General features: G+C 52.9%; 13 protein-coding genes. 3 read left to right on the top strand and 10 right to left on the bottom strand.

Translation table 11 applies throughout. The annotated features are described in order from the left end of the window. The first annotated feature begins 43 nt into the window (after nucleotides 1-43). Nucleotides 44-3,130, top strand: coding sequence for a serine hydrolase domain-containing protein (locus JT718_RS04100; RefSeq protein WP_317195473.1), 3,087 nt, complete (start codon nucleotides 44-46; stop codon nucleotides 3,128-3,130). 461 nt (nucleotides 3,131-3,591) lie between these two features. Here the strand turns inward: JT718_RS04100 and JT718_RS04105 are convergent, their stop codons facing one another. The 8 genes from JT718_RS04105 to JT718_RS04140 all read right to left on the bottom strand — a co-directional run bounded on the left by JT718_RS04105 (nucleotide 3,592) and on the right by JT718_RS04140 (nucleotide 12,541). After that, the gene (locus JT718_RS04105; protein WP_205500596.1) at nucleotides 3,592-4,482 is read right to left on the bottom strand and encodes a carboxypeptidase-like regulatory domain-containing protein; all 891 of its coding nucleotides are present in this window, start codon (nucleotides 4,480-4,482) and stop codon (nucleotides 3,592-3,594) included. A 141-nt stretch (nucleotides 4,483-4,623) separates the two neighbouring features. Continuing rightward, nucleotides 4,624-5,724, bottom strand: coding sequence for a DUF3616 domain-containing protein (locus JT718_RS04110; RefSeq protein ID WP_205500597.1), 1,101 nt, complete (start codon nucleotides 5,722-5,724; stop codon nucleotides 4,624-4,626). 135 nt (nucleotides 5,725-5,859) lie between these two features. Next, a complete protein-coding gene (locus JT718_RS04115) occupies nucleotides 5,860-6,339 on the bottom strand; it encodes a hypothetical protein (protein ID WP_205500598.1) in 480 nt (159 codons plus the stop codon). A 93-nt stretch (nucleotides 6,340-6,432) separates the two neighbouring features. Then, complete coding sequence (locus JT718_RS04120) at nucleotides 6,433-7,548, bottom strand: efflux RND transporter periplasmic adaptor subunit (protein ID WP_205500599.1); 1,116 nt, start codon at nucleotides 7,546-7,548, stop codon at nucleotides 6,433-6,435. 360 nt (nucleotides 7,549-7,908) lie between these two features. Next, nucleotides 7,909-9,159, bottom strand: a complete 1,251-nt coding sequence (locus JT718_RS04125; RefSeq protein WP_205500600.1) for an ABC transporter permease — start codon at nucleotides 9,157-9,159, stop codon at nucleotides 7,909-7,911. Nucleotides 9,160-9,319: 160 nt separating this feature from the next. After that, entirely contained in the window at nucleotides 9,320-10,564 is a 1,245-nt protein-coding gene (locus JT718_RS04130; protein WP_205500601.1) for an ABC transporter permease, read from the bottom strand. A 12-nt stretch (nucleotides 10,565-10,576) separates the two neighbouring features. Beyond that, the gene (locus tag JT718_RS04135) at nucleotides 10,577-11,296 is read right to left on the bottom strand and encodes an ABC transporter ATP-binding protein (RefSeq protein WP_205500602.1); all 720 of its coding nucleotides are present in this window, start codon (nucleotides 11,294-11,296) and stop codon (nucleotides 10,577-10,579) included. A gap of 375 nt (nucleotides 11,297-11,671) precedes the next feature. Beyond that, complete coding sequence (locus JT718_RS04140; RefSeq protein WP_205500603.1) at nucleotides 11,672-12,541, bottom strand: hypothetical protein; 870 nt, start codon at nucleotides 12,539-12,541, stop codon at nucleotides 11,672-11,674. 105 nt (nucleotides 12,542-12,646) lie between these two features. Between JT718_RS04140 and JT718_RS04145 the strand changes: the two genes are divergently transcribed. After that, nucleotides 12,647-13,618: an isopenicillin N synthase family dioxygenase gene (locus JT718_RS04145; protein WP_205500604.1), complete on the top strand. Its 972-nt coding sequence runs from the start codon at nucleotides 12,647-12,649 to the stop codon at nucleotides 13,616-13,618. Between the two features lie 97 nt (nucleotides 13,619-13,715). Beyond that, nucleotides 13,716-14,891, top strand: a complete 1,176-nt coding sequence (gene chrA, locus JT718_RS04150; RefSeq protein ID WP_205500605.1) for a chromate efflux transporter — start codon at nucleotides 13,716-13,718, stop codon at nucleotides 14,889-14,891. Between the two features lie 107 nt (nucleotides 14,892-14,998). Here the strand turns inward: chrA and rfbA are convergent, their stop codons facing one another. Together rfbA and JT718_RS04160 are read right to left on the bottom strand one after the other, a co-directional pair. Continuing rightward, nucleotides 14,999-15,883: a glucose-1-phosphate thymidylyltransferase RfbA gene (gene rfbA / locus JT718_RS04155; RefSeq protein ID WP_205500606.1), complete on the bottom strand. Its 885-nt coding sequence runs from the start codon at nucleotides 15,881-15,883 to the stop codon at nucleotides 14,999-15,001. A gap of 4 nt (nucleotides 15,884-15,887) precedes the next feature. Next, nucleotides 15,888-16,895 carry an SDR family oxidoreductase gene (locus JT718_RS04160; protein ID WP_205500607.1) on the bottom strand — a complete coding sequence of 336 codons (1,008 nt, stop codon included), beginning with the start codon at nucleotides 16,893-16,895 and terminating at the stop codon, nucleotides 15,888-15,890. Between the last annotated feature and the right edge of the window lie 93 nt (nucleotides 16,896-16,988).

Consider the following 16,988-nt stretch of genomic DNA (forward strand, 5'->3'; position numbering starts at 1 on the left):
GCACTCTTTCCCGCTAACCACATCCTAATTTTTACCTATTGCCTTGAAAAAACATCGTTTTCTCCCCCTAGTGCTCCTGTTCCTCTTCTTAGTAGGAGCTATGAACCTGCAGGGGCAGAACCGTGGTTCCAAGTCCACCAAATCTGCCCAGAAAAAGACGGCTGCTGCCAAGAAGCCCAAAACCAAGAAAGCTGCCGCTGCGGCGTTCAATCCTAAAACAGATCCTCCTTTTCTGGGCGCCAACCAGAAATGGGTAGACTCTGTCTTTAAAACCCTTACGCCCGAAGAGCGCATTGCGCAGCTCATCATGATTCCGGTGTACTCTAACAAGAACCAGGCGCACATTGACTCTATCAGTCGGTTGGTGACTACCTACAAAGTAGGCGGTCTGATCTTCTTCCAGGGCGGACCGGTACGGCAGGCGCACATGACCAACCGCTACCAGCGCGAAAGCAAAGTGCCTTTGATGATTTCTATTGACGGTGAGTGGGGTCTGGCCATGCGCCTGGACAGCACCGTGCGGTTTCCGTACCAGATGGCGCTGGGCGGTATTGAAGACGAACGCCTGATCTATGACATGGGTGCCGAAATTGCCCGCCAGTGCCGCCGCCTGGGCATTCACGTGAACTTTGCGCCGGTGATTGACGTGAACAACAACGCCAACAACCCGGTCATCGGCTTCCGCTCCTTCGGCGAAGACAAATACAACGTGGCCCGCAAAGCTATGGCCTACGTGAAAGGTATGCAGGACAACAAAGTGCTGGCCAATGCCAAACACTTCCCCGGCCACGGTGATACCAACGTAGACTCGCACTATGGTTTGCCAGTCATCCACTTCTCTAAACTGCGCCTGGATTCCGTGGAGCTGTACCCTTTCCGGGAACTGATGGCAAACGGCCTGGGTAGCTTGATGGTGGCGCACATGAACATTCCGGTGCTGGACAACACCAAAGACTTGGCCTCTACCCTTTCCAAACCCATTGTAACCGATCTACTCAAGAAAGAAATGGGCTACAAAGGTCTGGTGTTCACCGATGCCCTGAACATGCAGGGCGTGGCGAAGTTCTACGCCCCCGGGGTGGTAGACGTGAAAGCCCTGCTGGCCGGTAATGACGTGCTTTTGAACACCATGGATGTGAAAACCACCATTGAGGAAGTAAAGAAAGCCATCGCCAACAAAGAAATCACGCAGGCCGAGATTGACACGCGCGTACGCAAAGTGCTGGCCGCCAAACAGTGGATGGGCCTTGACAACTGGAAACCCATTGAGACCGAAAACCTCATTGCCGACCTGAACAACCCTACCGCCGACTACATCAACCGCCAGCTGACCGAGGCCTCCTTGACGCTTCTGCGCAACAAGAACCAGATTCTGCCCATCAAGACGCTGGATACGCTGAAGGTTGCCGCCCTGGCCATCGGGACCAACACCGAGACAGATTTCCAGCGGAACCTGGCCAAATACACCCAGGTAGACAATTTCTTCCTGCCCCCTACCAACTCCATCGCTGATCTGCAGGCCTTGAAAGAGAAGCTGAAAGGCTACAACATGATTCTGGTGGGGGTGCACAAACTGCAACTGAAAGCCTCCGGCACCGGGACCTTCGGGATTACCGCCGAGATGAACTTGTTCCTGAAAGACCTCATCCGCACCAAGCCAACGGTGGTGAGCGTGTTTGGGAACGTGTATAGCCTCACCCGCTTTGAGGACATTGAGAAAGCCCACGGCGTCCTGGCGGCTTACCAGGAAAACGAACTCACCCAGGACGTAGCCGCTCAGATCATCTTTGGAGGCGTGGGCGCGAAAGGCAAACTGCCGGTGAACGTGTCCAACTCCTTCAGGATTGGCGATGGTCTGAGAACCGAAGGCGGTCTTAGACTGGCGTACACGCAGCCAGAGGCCGTTGGCCTGAGATCAGAGGATTTTGCCGGTATTGATACCCTGGTAAACGAAGCCATCAGAGCCAAAGGCACGCCGGGTGCGCAAGTACTGGTAGCCAAGAACGGTAAAGTGATTTACTACAAATCGTTTGGATACCACACGTATGAGAACCAGACCCCGGTACAGAACACTGATTTGTACGACCTGGCTTCCGTTACCAAAATCACCACGGCGCTGGCCGCTTACATGAAACTGAACGGCGAAGGCCGCTTTGACGTGGACAAAACCCTGGGCGAGTACCTGCCCCTGATGAAGGAGTCTAACAAAGCGAACCTGAAGTACCGCGACATCCTTACCCACCAGGCCCGCCTGAAATCCTGGATTCCGTTCTGGAGAGAGGAACTGAAAAAGAACGGCGAACTGAAGAGCAGCGTGTTCAGCCCAGATTCATCGGCTAAGTTCCCCATCAGAGTCGCCAAGAACCTGTTCATCCACAAAGACCACGCGCAGGAGATTTACAAGCAGATCAAAGAATCTCCGCTCAACGAGAAACCAGGCTACGTGTACTCAGACCTGTCGTTCATTCTGGCCCCGCTGGTAGTGAAAAACATCACCGGCGAGGATTTTGAGTCTTACCTGAAGAAGAACATCTACAAGCCGCTGGGCGCTACTACGCTCACGTTCAACCCGTACAAGAGCTATCCATTGTCTCGCATTGTGCCTACCGAGGTAGACACTCTGTTCCGCAAGCAACTGCTGCACGGCACCGTGCATGACGAAGGCGCTGCCATGCTGGGCGGCATCAGCGGGCACGCTGGTTTGTTCGGGAACGCGAATGACCTGGCCAAGGTAATGCAACTGTACCTGAACGACGGTATCTATGCCGGCAAGCGCATCATCGCTGATAACGTGGTGAGCACCTTCAGCAAATGCCAGTTCTGCCCAGACAACTACCGCGCCCTCGGGTTTGACCGTCCGTCTAAGCCAGGCACGGTGAACGGAAACGCTGCGCAGAGTGCCCCGGCCGAGAGCTTCGGGCACACCGGCTTCACCGGCATCTATAGCTGGGTTGATCCGGTAAACGACCTTGTGTACATCTTCCTGTCTAACCGCGTGCACCCCACCCGCGAAAGCTCCGTGCTAAGCAAGCTGAATACCCGCACCAAAGTGATGCAGGTGGTATATGACGCCATGGCCAAAGCCAAATCTGCTCCTAAAGCCGAAAGCACTCTGGAAAGCAAGCGTTAGTCAAGCATTCTAGCTGATATCAAAAAGGCCGCTCTGGATAACCGGAGCGGCCTTTCTGTTTGGTGGTGTTTTCAAGCTAATTTCCTGAAAGCAGGTCTAAAACGAAGAATCGGTCTTTGCCAATCTTTAATCCATTTGACCATCCCTTCTACAATTCTTTCAGCCATCCCCTTTGTCATCCTGAAAGGCAACTATCTCCTTTGTCATCCTGAAAGGATCTTGCGGGCGAACGGTAAAGGCGTTTCTTTAAAGCTTTCCTAGCTTGTTCACAAGATCCTTCCAAGATGACAACACAGGAAGGGCACGATGACTATGGGAATTAGAAAGGACAGAATGACAACGGGAAAGACAAGGACAGGAAAGTGACAGAATAGAGCAGATAGTAGAAAAGGATAGTCATGCCCCGAGTTTGCATCGGGGGACTTCCTGAGCCAGGTTCCTCCGGGAACTGGTTTGGTGGGTCAATTACTCAGCGTCAACTGGAAGTGCGGCGTGGCCGAGGTGATGGCGTCACCTTCGCGTTGGTTGGTGCTCACCCATTTGCCCTGGTGGTAGATCCAGCTGTTGGGGCTTTTGTTCTCGGGACCGTAGCAGCGGAGGCTGGGTTCATAGGAGATGCGGGCCGAGCCTTGTTTCTCACCGGTCTCAGGGTCTACCGGCTCGTAGCGGTTCTGTTTGATGATGAGCCACTCAAAGGCAATGAAAAACCCTTTGGTTGGCATCTGCAGGTCATACTGGCTTACATTCAGACTCACGGTTCTGATGCCTTTAGGCGCGGTACCCATGAGCGGTACCGAGAGCAGATGCTTGCCTGGTTCGCCGTTCTCCCCTACCTGCAGCAGATGCACCCGGAATGAGGCATTCTTGATATTGCTCAAGGCCACCAACGAGATTTCATCCAGGAAAGGAGTAGCGGCGTAGGAAGATTTGTAAGGAATGTACTGGGCCACAATCCAGGGCGTGCCGTTGCTCCCGAAGGAGTACTCCGTGCGATCGTCCAGTTTGTTGATGATGAATTTGCTGCGCTTGGTGCTTTTCTTCACCGTTACGGTGCTCAACGCCACCGCAGACGGCACCAAGGCTACCTTCATGTTCCCGGCCGGAATGGTAAGACGGGTTCTTTCGTAGCCTAGGCAGGAAATGACCAGCGTTTTGCCCTGCAGGTTGGTTTGCCCCAGGCTGAACTCACCTTTCTCTGTGGAGGTGGTGCCCAGGTTCTCGTCCTCCACCCAGATGTTGGCGTAGGCCACAGGTTTACCGCTGGCTTTGTCTGTGATAATTCCTTTTACCTGACCAAACCCCGCGCCCGCAGACCACAGGAAAACGAAAAGCAGAAGAATCGCTGGTTTCATGCCGCGTGCGTTGGATGAAGAAGCTGTTTTCAGGCTGTCTTGAAGAAAACAACCCGAAAACAGGATCTTGAAGAGAGAGATCAATTCCTTCAACGCTGATCTCGGGTTCTTATTTGGTGCGCCGTTAAATTTTCCGTGAGGTTACACCTTGTACACATCGGCTAAGACCACGTGCTCATCTGGCTTCCGATTGTCGGCGGGGCTGTCAAATACCACCAGCAGGTGCTCGTCATCAAATACGGCCAATCCTTCGGCTTTGTCCTGGCCCGAGGTGGAGCCGCTGCCGTGGGGTACGTCAAAAAGGTGTTCCACTTCTTTGCGATGCACCATCTGCTCGCCTTTTTTGGTCTTGTTCATGGCATCGGGCCAGCGGAACACGGCAATGGTACCGTCCAAATCCATGGAGGGGCCCGCCAGAATGTACAGGTCATCTCCTTTGATCCTGAGTTCCCTTATTCCCTGCCCGCCCAGGTGCAGAAAGTGCTTTTTGTACAGCGTGCCGTCTTCATTGGCCTTCAACTGCAGGTATCCTTTTTCCTCGGCGTCTTCCAGTTGCAGCTCCAGGATCATGGCCCAACCTCGCAATACGGGACCACGCAAACCTACAAAAACGCGTCCCTGATGGATGGATAGTCCTTCAATGTCAAATCCGTTGTCTTTTCCGGGAATAGGCAAGAAATGGGCCAGGTGCGGGTCTTTCTCAATGGCGTCCATGAGCTGATTGGTTTTGCCCGAGCTCATGAGTTGTGCCGCCCGCAGGGTCTTGTCTGGATCCTCGGGATCAGAGCATTTTTTGCACAGGGTGTACTCGCCGGTGGTGGCGTCCTGCACCAGCGGAATACGGGCCAGCAGGTAGCGGTTGGCCTCGCCTTTCACCTGCGCCAGGCGCTTAATCTGCTTCTCCACCGAGTCTTCTTTGCGCGGTTTCTTGCGCTTGAGGCTGTGCGAGCCCACCAACCAAAGGTACCCGTCACTTTCAGACAGGCCTTCTATGTCTATCTCAGAGTTGGTGCCGTCGGGTAGGTCCAGGTACTGGGTGAGGTCAAAGTGCACGTGCTCGCCAAAGGAGTGATCCCCGGTTTTCTTCAGGCGCTCCAGGGTGGTTTGCTCATCGCAGCTCAGCCATAGGTAGTCGCCGGTGCGCAGGACCGTAGAAAGGCCGTCTCGCACGTGTTTGCCGGTGGCGGTGATGCTGTGGGTGGAGTTAAACTGAAGTTCAAGATGAAAGGCAAGGTTCTTCATAGGTTTGGCTTTGCGAACGGGATACTTCTTTAAAGTAACGCGTTTTACGGCTATTTTAAGAAAAGTACGCCAAAAACAGAACGCGACAACCCGGGGTGGAGTTGTCGCGTTCTGGGCCTTCGGTTTGGGAAAGGTCTACTCTCCGTCTTCGTCGGTGGGCTCTTCTATGATGTTGCTGTTTCTTTCAGATTTGAAGTTGGGGAAAGCGTCGTTGCCTTCTTCCAAGGCTTGGGCCAAGGCCGGATTGGCCTGCAGGCGCTTGTTCACCGCAGGGTCAAACATGAGCTCAAAGATGGACTTGAAATACGGCTTGGCCTGAAAACGCTTCTGAAAGGCCTCTTTCTCGGCTTCGCCCAGGGCTTTCACTTCCTGCGCCCACTTCTCCAATTCGGGCTTCAGCTTACGCATTTCGGCAGCAGCTTCAGTAGAGGCGCTTTTGAGCAGGGCCATGGTTTTCTGGTCATCCTTCTCCTGGAACGCCAATTTCATTTTACTGGCGTAGGTGTTCATGATCTTGTCCATCTTCGCTTCGGTGGGGTTGATGCCCGCCTGCGCCGACACCATCAGCAGGGAGAACACCAAACTCAGCAACCCCGTGGCAATCCGTTTCATCATCTTTTTACCTGATTGAATTAAACAATTTATTTAAAGCATAGACCACCAAGGTAGCGGCCGTCCTTCTGTGATTTTTAATCCTAGCCTACTCTTTTACGACTCCTTTTTGGGTTCATCTGGTTTGGCGGCTTCTATGACTTTCACCTTGTCATTGGGTTTGAGGCCTTCCACCACCTGGATGTTGATGCCGTCAGACAGGCCAGTTTTCACCAGTTTTTTCTGGAACTGCTGCGGCGCGGTCTCCACCTCTACAAACACGCTGTCTTTGCCTTTCTTCCCGAACTGCAGCAAGCCTTCTTTAATAGCCAGCACGTTGTCTTTCTGGTCCAGCACAATATCAGCGTTGGCGCTGTAACCGGCCCGCAGGAAATCGCCGGGCTGCAGCAGCACCTGGGCTTTCACCTGGAACTTCACGGCGCCTTCTTCCAGCACACCCTTCGGCGCGATGTACTCCAGTTTGGCTTTGAATACCTTGTCCTCGATGGCCCCAATGGTGAGGTTCAGGTCCATGCCCTCGCGCAGTTTGCCCACCTCAGACTCATCAATCTTGCCCTCAAAGATGAGGCTCTTCATATCTGCCACGGCCGCAATGGTGGTGCCCTCGTTGAAGTTGTTGCGCTCAATCACCGATGCGCCCACTTTCACGGGCACGTCCAGCACCATGCCGTCCACGGTGGAGATGATGATGTTGGAACCGCCGGTCCGCCGCGAGGTACCCGATTTCACCAGCTGGCGGTTGTTCTCCGCTGAGGTCAGGTCTTCTCTCCGCAGCCGGTACTCCATCACAAACTTGTTGTATTCCTGCTCGGCAATCACTTTCTGGTCAAACAACTGCTTCTGGCGCTCCATCTCGCGCTTGGCCTGCTCAAACGCAATTTTGGCGGTCTGTACGCTGGTCTCGGCGTTGTTCACGTTCACCATGTTGGGTACAATCCGGATCTTGGCAATCCGCTGCCCGGCGCGCACGCTCTGGCCCGCCTCTACGTACAGTTCCTCCACAATGCCCGATACCTGCGGCTTGATCTGGATTTCCTTTCTGGGCACAATAGAACCGGTGGCCACGGTTTTCTTCACGATATCGGTGTAGAACGGCTTCTCGGTCTGGTACACCACGGGGTCGGCGTTCGCTTTCTTGTAGAAATAGTAGCTGATCCAGACGGTGCCGGCCAAGAACAAGAGAATGAAAAAACCTAATACTACCTTTTTCATGATATTACACTGCTTATGATGTTTGAATGCGCGGTTACCCCTATGCCGGGGCTGAATCTTCCTTCGTTTAATGCTCGTTTTCTATAAATCAGGCGAAAAACAGAGGTTCCTGTTGTTTCTCGTCTTATCGGGTTCTACTGGCGCGAGTCTCCGAACTCGTGCCTATGGATAACGGGAAGTCTCCAGACTTCCCTCGCTGCCCCGCAGCGAAAGCGGGACAGTTGATTTTCTTTGGCGCGGATTTACTCATGGCTCCCGGCGAGTCTGGCGACTCGCATCATCCCAAAGTCACGAGTCCGGGGACTCGCGCCAGCCACTACAGCATTAGCACATCAGCACATTAAAAAGTCAACCCATTGATTACTCATCTTTGAGCGCCTCCACGGGGTTCACTCTTGCTGCTTTGGTAGCCGGAATAAGCCCCGCCAGGGCTCCCATGACCACCAGCAGCACTACCGCCATGAGCGCCACCCTGGGATCCACCTCCGGGCTTGCGAAGAAGCCGGCGTCCACTTTGAACTTGTTCATCAGGTACTCAATCAGGGCCACCAGCCCGGTGCCAGCAATGAGCCCGGTTAAACCCGCAATGCTGGTAATCACCACCGATTCCTGTAAAATCAAGCTGATCACCGACCACGGCGTAGCCCCTAGCGCCTTCCGGATGCCGATTTCCTTCGTGCGTTCCTTCACCACGATGAGCATAATGTTGCCCACCCCAATGATGCCCGCAATGATGGTCCCGATGCTCACAATCCAGCTGAAGCCCGAGATTCCGGCAAACAGCCCCTGCACGTCTTTGAATTCTTTCTCCACGTTGGCAGAGCCGAAGGCTTTCAGATCGGTAGGCGCTACCTGGTGGCGCTGGGCCAACAGCGTTTTCACTTTTTCCTCCACTACCTCAGCGGGTACGCCCGGGGCCGGAATGATCTTGAAATGTCCGATGCGGTTAGGTTGGTTGAAGGTCTGCTGCAGCGTGGTATTGGGGATGTAAATGGTCTGGGAAGCGTACACAATGTCCTCGCCTTTGCCCACCGGCGTGAACATTCCCACCACTTGGAAATGACTGCCCTTGATGTTGATGTATTTGCCGATGGGATCTTCGCCGGTTTTGAACAGCACTTCCTGCACCCGTGGTCCGATCACCGCCACTTTGCGCTTCTCCTCAATGTCAATGCGGTTCACGAAGCGACCAGTGGAAATGGTGAGCGGGTCCACGTACAGCATCTCGGGGTAATCGCCGCTCACGTTGAAGGAGGAGTTCTTGTCGCCGTAGCTCACCGTAAAGGTTCCGTCCAGGCCGTTGCTGGGTGAGAGAACGCCCACCTCCGGAACCTGCTCCTGAATGGCCTTGACATCGTCATTGGTGAGGTGCACAAACCGGCCTGCTTTCAGGCCCATGTAGGGCACGCTGGTGCGCTGGGTCCAGACAAACACTGCGTTCTTGGCAATGTTGAAGTCATTGGTAATGCCGTGCTCCAGGCCTTTGCCCGCGCCCAACAAGAGCACCAGCATGAAGATGCCCCAGAACACGCCAAACGCCGTGAGCCCCGTCCTGAGCTTGTGCTTCTTGACAGTGGCGTAAATCTCAGCCCATTTGTCTACATCAATCATTTCTGGAGTTCTGAGTTATGAGTTCTGAGTCAACAGTTATTTTGTGCCTGTTTTCCGAAAATCGGGTTGAAAACAGCTTATGGAGTTCATGGAGAAGAAGGTGTGGGGGCACCTGTCTGCAACACTTCCTAATTCTTAATTCCTAATTCTCAATTCTGAATTACTCCGCCCTGAGGGCTTCAATGGGTTTAATGCTGGCGGCTTTGAGGGCGGGCATGAGTCCGGCCAGGGCTCCGGCCAGCACCAGCAGCACCGTGGCCGAGACGGCCACACCCAGGTTCACCCCCGGACTAGCGAAGAAAGGCAGCTCCGCACCGGATTTCTCCAGCGCATAGCGCATCAGATCCAGCAATCCCACGCCCGCCAGCAGCCCCAGATAGCCCGAGAAAGCCGTGATTACCACCGATTCCTGCAAAATCATGCTCACAATGGATACCGGAGTAGCGCCCAGCGCCTTCCGGACCCCGATCTCGCGGGTGCGTTCCTTCACAATGATGAGCATGATGTTACTCACGCCCACAATCCCGGCGATGAGCGTGCCTACGCCCACCACCCACACAAACATATTGATGCCGTTGAACAGACCCATGATCTGCTCGTATTCCTTCTCGCCGTTGTTGATATCCAGCGCCTGGGCATCTTCGGGCGAGAATTTGTGCCGTTGGGCCAGCAGGCTTTTCACTTTGTCTTCAATCACCTGCGCTTTCACGCCGGGTTGCGCCACCATAGCCACCAGTTGCACCTGGTTAGGCTGGTTGTAAGTGGTCTGCAGCGTGGAGAAAGGGATATAGGCCCGTTCCTCCCTCCGGCCGCCGTTGTTGCCGCGTACGGTAAAAATGCCCACCACCTTGAAGTGGATGCCCTGGATGTTCACGTACTCTTCCAGACCAGTCTTGTCTTTGAACAGTACTTCGCGCACCTTCTCGCCCAGCACAATCACCTTGCGTTTCTCTTTGATGTCGTTTTCGTTGAGGAGGCGGCCCACTTTCAGGCGTTCGCCGTTCACCTCCAGGAACTCCGGCGTGGACCCGAAGACCTGGTAAGAGCCGTTCTCGGTCTTGTAGTTGATGGTGTACTCGCCCCAGAGGCGGTTACGTGGCGAGATGATCTGTACCTGAGGTACTTCGCGGGAGATGGTGGCCAGATCCTCGTTGGTGAGTTTTATCTCGCGGCCCGGCCCCAGCCCTTTGTGGGGCATGGAAGATTTTCCGCCGGAAAAGAAGATCCCGTTTTTGGCTCCGTCCCCAAATCGGTTGAACACCCCGTTCTGCAAGCCTTGCCCGAAACCCAGCAGCATGACCAGCATGAAGATGCCCCAGAACACGCCAAAGGCCGTGAGGAAGGTGCGGAGTTTGTTCTTCCGGATGGTGCCCAGAATCTCCTGCCATTTGTCAATGTCAATCATGTTCTGCGGGTGTCAGGCTTGGGAATAAGCAACTGGCGTCAGAAATTCCTCGGTTTTGTTTCCCAGACCATCGTCCAGGATTAGACCGTCTTTGAGCCGGATCACGCGTTGGGTTTGGTCGGCAATGTCGTTTTCGTGGGTGACAATTACCACGGTCATGCCTTCGCGGTTTACTTCCTTGAAAATCTCCATCACCTCGTTGGTAGTGGCGGTGTCCAGGGCACCAGTGGGTTCATCGGCTAAGATCAGTTTGGGCTTGCTGATGAGGGCCCGCGCGATGGCCACCCGCTGCCGCTGCCCGCCAGACATCTCGTTGGGCGAGTGCTCAGCCCATTCCTTCAGGCCCACACGGTCAAGGTACTCCAGGGCCAGTTTGTTGCGCTCTTTTCGGCCTACTTTCTGGTAATAGAGCGGTAACGCCACGTTTTCCATGGCGTTTTTGAAGGTAAGCAGGTTAAAGCTCTGGAAAACGAAGCCCAGGAACTTGTTGCGGTAATAAGCAGCTTTGGCTTGGGAGAGATTCTTGATGGGGGTTCCGGCCAGCGTGTAGTCTCCGGAGTCAAAATCGTCCAGAATGCCCAGGATGTTGAGCAAGGTGGATTTGCCGGAGCCGGAAGAACCCATGATAGACACCAGTTCTCCTTCGCGTATGTGCAGGTCAATGCCTTTCAGCACATGCAGTTTGTGCTGCGCCATGGCGTAATACTTATGGATGTTCTGGAGCTGTATCATGGTCAATCAGGGTTGAAATGCTCTTCTACAAACTCTTCGGCTAGAATGCTTTCCTTTACAGATGCTATTCTATTGGCTTGGGTTGCTTCTCCCACAAAAAAAGATGTGCTGTTTTAAGCCAGCTTTTTCCAAAACCGGCCTAAAACAGCGGTGTGAAAGCAACTACCTTATTTGTAGCATTCACCCTTTACTTCTTACAACAATTTCAAGACAAATATTTGGCAGTTATCCCCTATGCCGTATCTGCGAATGCTTTCCTTACACAAGTTAATCAATTATGAATCAGACTACTACATTCTTAAATCATTTCCTGGGCGCAATAAAAAAGCCGCTCCCGGTAAAGGAAGCGGCTTTCTGCTTTAAGAGAAGTTTATTTTATTGTTTCAGGGTTATTTTACGCTCAACAGTGTTAAACGGACCCGGAATCACTTTCCCTTGGTTGTCAATTAACTCCAGTTTAAAGGTGTTCTCGCCCATCGGCAGGCCTTCTACCAGGTACGGCAGCCACTGATCCAGAATAAACTCATTGCCGTTGATGGTGGCGCGCACCTTGTTTCCATCTTTGGCCAGTTCAGTATTCACCAGGTAGAAATCCAGCATGATTTTGCGGGTATCGGCACCGGTGTACTCGCCTTTAGGGCGGCTGTAGAACAGGTGCTGGCCGTTCTCGTCAAACTTGGCGGTGTTGCCGGTGGTATTGCCCACGTTGATCACGCGCAGGTCATACGCTTCTTTGTGCTTGATGCTCTCGTGGTAAGAACGAGACAGGAACGACAGTACCACGTGCTGGCCCGGCTTGATGGCTTTCTTGAACGTAGGCTTGTAATGGGCGGTATAAGGCTCATTGTCTACGATGTTGTGGATGTGCTGGCCTTCTTTGGAGTTGGCGTGCTCATGGGTGCCCGCGTCTGGCGTCTGCTGGCTCAGCTGGAAGTTGTTTACCGCATACTCAAACTGCACCGAGTCGCCGGTTACTTTCCCGTTTTTCTCGGGTCTGTTCAGTTCCAGATCGGCATCAGGGAAATCAACGGAGTTGCTGTAAGAGTAAACTTTCAGGCCGCCTTTCTCCATAGGCGTACCCATGGTGCCCTGGTGCTGCACACCGGCGGTATCATGGTCCATGCCCGCGTGATCCGCGGCAGCGGTGGTATCAGTATCAGTGGTAGAGGCAGCGCGCTTTCCGTCACAGGCAGAGGCAAGTAGCAGGGCGGCTACTGCCAAAAAAGACAAATGTTTCTTTTTCATAGTAGTTAGGTTTTCGTATAAATACGCAGAATGTTTCAAAGATAGAAATTTTGTAACTTGCAGCCCTTTTCAGCACCAATTAAGAAGACGTCAAAGGAAGACATCATGAGCGATAAATTATTAGAGGAAATTCCATCGTTAGACTTAGCCGATTTCGTTTCCGGCGACCCGGCCCGCAAGGCGGCTTTCGTGCAGGCGTTGGGCGAGGCTTACCAGAACATCGGTTTTGTGGCGGTTAAAAACCACGGCTTAAGCGATGAATTGACCAAGCGTCTGTATACTGCTACGCAGTCGTTCTTTGCGTTACCGGATGACGTAAAAAGCAAATACGAGATTCCGGGGCTGGCTGGTCAGCGCGGCTACGTGGGCAAAGGAAAAGAACACGCCAAAGGCCGCAATACCGGTGACTTGAAAGAGTTTTACCACGTAGGTCAGATCGTGACGGATAATGACCCGGTGAAGGAAGAGTACCCAGACAACGTGTGGCCCGCCGAGGTTCCTGATTTTGAATCAGCTACTTCTACGGCTTACAAACTGCTGGAGAACGCCGGCAAGAACATGCTGCGTGCCATTGCCCTGTACCTGGAACTTCCGGAGGATTACTTCGATGCCAAAGTACACAACGGGAACAGCATCCTGCGCGCTATCCACTACTTCCCCATCGAGGACCCAGACAGCGTACCCGCCGATGCCGTACGCGCCGCTGAGCACGGTGATATCAACCTGATTACCTTGCTGATGGGTGCCTCTGCCGATGGTCTGCAAGTACTGCGCCGCGATGGCAAATGGATTCCGATCACGGCCTTGCCAGAGCAGATTGTGGTAAATGTAGGCGATATGCTGTCTCGCCACACCAACAACAGGCTGAAGTCTACCATTCACCGCGTAGTGAACCCGCCGCGCGAGCTGATGCACACTTCCCGCTACTCTATCCCGTTCTTCATGCACCCACGCTCTGAAATGGACCTGACCTGTTTGGAGAGCTGCATTGATGAGCAGAACCCAAAACAATTCCCAGACATCACCGCCGGTGAGTTCCTGAACGAGCGTTTGATTGAGCTGGGACTTAAGAAATAACCCATTGCAAAATTTAGAAAGGGGCCTTTAGGGCTCCTTTCGTTTTTATGCCTATTTTTAAATAAAGGCTTAAAAACGCGTCACAAGCCCACACCATTTGCGCCCTCGTAACTACATTTTCCTGAAAGATGTTGCGTATCTCTCGCTCACCGCGTTTGGTGGGCCGCAGGCGCATATTGCCATGATGCTGCGCCTGATGGTGGAAAAGAGACGGTACATCACAGAGAAGGAACTGCTGGAACTCAACGCGCTCTGCCAGATCTTGCCCGGCCCTTCTTCCACCCAAACTATTACGGCCATCGGTTTCAAGGTTGGGGGCCCTAACCTAGCCTATCTTACCCTGTTGGTCTGGATTGCCCCCGCGGCCTTGATCATGATTGGCGCGGCTCTGCTCATCTCCTTTCTGCAAGGCAAAGGTGCTCCGCTGGGCTTTACCCGGTTTATTCAGCCCATGGCAGTAGGCTTTGTGGCCTTTGCAGCCTGGCGCATCAGTTCTAAGGTAGTGCATACCAAAGGTGGTATTATAATCATGGTAATCTCTGCCATCCTCTCGTTCTTCTTCCGATCGCCTTGGGTGTTCCCGGCACTGCTGCTGGCCGGAGGAAGCCTGACGGCACTCCGGTTCCAGGACCAGCCGGTGCTGGAAAAGAAACCCATGCGGGTAGAATGGGCCAACTTCTTCCTGTTTCTGGGGGTTCTGATCGCCGCCGCCTTGCTTGGACGGTACACGCAACTGAGGGCGGTACTGTTGTTTGAGAACTTCTACCGGAACGGCAGTCTCATCTTTGGGGGTGGCCAGGTCCTGATCCCGGTGATGTACACTGAGTTTGTGGAATTCAAAGGCTATCTTAGTTCCAAGGAGTTTCTGTCTGGTTTTGCCATGGTGCAGGCGCTACCGGGCCCCGTTTTCTCTTTCTGCTCCTACATTGGTACCTTATCCATGCGACCCTACGGCTGGGGAGGGCAGATTATTGGAGGCGTAGTTTCCACTATTGGCATCTTTCTGCCCGGCACGTTCCTGATTTTCTTTGTGATCCGCTTCTGGGAAGAACTCCGCAAGTACCGGGTCATCCAAGCCTCTATGGAAGGAATCAATGCCGTAGGTTGTGGAATGGTTTGCGCTGCGGCTATTATGCTCTACCACCCCATTGAGAACACCCCTTACAATTTTGGTCTGGTGGTAGCCACCTTCGTGTTGCTGCAATGGACCAGAATTCCGGCTCCGGTACTTATTTTGGCTGGTTTGGTGGTTGGGTTGCTCTTCCCTAATTGAAGGGGTTTTAGCCCTATTTACCAGAAAACAGCTTAAAAGCAGAAAGCCCCGTGAAGATGTACTCCTCACAGGGCTTTACTGATATGACTTGAAAGCCTTCTCCGTTTTTATAGATTGGCAGCTACTTTCTGTTCTCTCAGAACGCTCAGCAGGTAATCGCCGTAACCGCTCTTGCGTAACGGTTCAGCAATCCGTTGTAATTGCTCGGCATCAATAAAGCCCATCCGGTAGGCAACTTCCTCAATGGCTCCAATTTTCAGGCCTTGGCGCTCTTCAATGACCTGCACAAAGGTGGCAGCCTGCATCAGTGACTGGATGGTACCGGTATCCAACCAAGCGGTACCGCGGTCTAAAATCCCGACCTTCAGTTTGCCCTGGCGCAGATACTCTTTGTTCACATCGGTGATTTCGTACTCGCCTCTGGGGCTGGGCTCCAGATTTTTGGCAATTTCCACTACTTGGTTGTCATAGAAGTAAAGACCAGGTACCGCGTAGCTAGATTTTGGCTGCTGGGGCTTTTCTTCGATAGAAATGGCCTTCATGTTATCGTCAAACTCCACCACACCGTAACGCTCTGGGTCATGCACATGGTAGGCGTATACCACTCCTCCGTCTGGATCATTGTTCGCCTGCAACAATTTGCTCATGCCCGATCCGTAGAAGATATTGTCTCCCAGAATAAGTGCGGCCTTGTCATTACCTATAAAGTCTGCCCCTAACACAAAGGCTTGGGCCAGTCCGTTAGGCACTTCCTGCACCTGATAGCTGAAATTACACCCAATCTGGCTACCATCTCCCAACAGACGCTCAAACATAGGCAGGTCATGCGGGGTAGAAATAATCAGGATATCCTTGATCCCCGCTAACATCAACGTTGACAACGGGTAGTAGATCATGGGCTTATCGTACACAGGCATCAGCTGTTTACTTACCGCTAAGGTGAGCGGGTGCAGTCTTGTTCCTGAGCCTCCGGCTAAAACAATTCCTTTCATGTTCTTATTTCTGGTTGTAAATAAAGTCTTGATTCTCCCGGAACCAGGCCAGCGTTCTTTGCAGACCTTCTCTGATTTTGATTTGCGGATCATACCCCAGCAGGTTTCTTGCTTTGGAGATGTCGGCTAAGCTATCTCTGATGTCACCGGCACGTTCTGGGCCATATTCTGCCTCTACGTCTACCCCGGCCTCTTCTTTCAGGATGTTGAACAAGTCGTTCAAAGAAGTTCTGTCACCCACCGCAATGTTGTACACTTGGTTGATGGCTTCGGGGTTGGTAACTAGGGCGGCTTTAATGTTGGCCTGTACGCAGTTCTCCACGAAAGTGAAGTCACGGGTGTGCTCGCCGTCACCGTTCATTCTAGGGCCACGGTTATTGAGCACCGCATCAATGAACAAGGGAATTACGGCCGCATACGCCCCGTTTGGATCCTGGCGCGGTCCGAAAATATTGAAGTAACGCAGCCCGATGATCTCCATGCCATAAGTTTTGCCAAAGACATCGGCATACAGCTCATTCGCGTATTTGGTAACGGCATACGGTGAGAGTGGCTTGCCTATCTTATCCTCCACTTTAGGCAGGGATTTGCTGTCGCCGTAGGTAGAAGAAGAGGCCGCATACACGAACCGCTTCACCTTTTGCTCTTTGGTAGCGACCAGCATGTTCACAAAGCCGCCCACATTTACATCATTGGAAGTGATGGGGTCTTTCACGCTTCTGGGCACTGACCCTAGAGCAGCCTGATGGAGCACTACATCCATGCCTTCGCAGGCTTTCATGCAGTCTTCCAGATTACGGATATCACCTTCCTGCACTTCTAACCGTTCATTTCCTTGGAAGGCTTTGAGGTTCTTGTGGAATCCGTTGGAGTAGTTATCTAAGACCCGTACTTTCTTGGCATTGTACTTTAAAAGGTATTCTACCAGGTTTGAACCAATAAATCCGGCACCACCGGTTATCAAGAATGACGTCTGCTCCAGAGAGCCGTCATGAAAAGGATGCTCGTACACTTTACTTAATTAGGAATTAAGAATTAGGAATTAAGAATCTTTGCTTGTTTGACAAAAGGGCAGAGATCTTTTTTATTTGAGAGGAAAATACTG

This window comes from Rufibacter psychrotolerans (genome assembly GCF_016924645.1).
GTDB lineage: Bacteria > Bacteroidota > Bacteroidia > Cytophagales > Hymenobacteraceae > Nibribacter > Nibribacter psychrotolerans.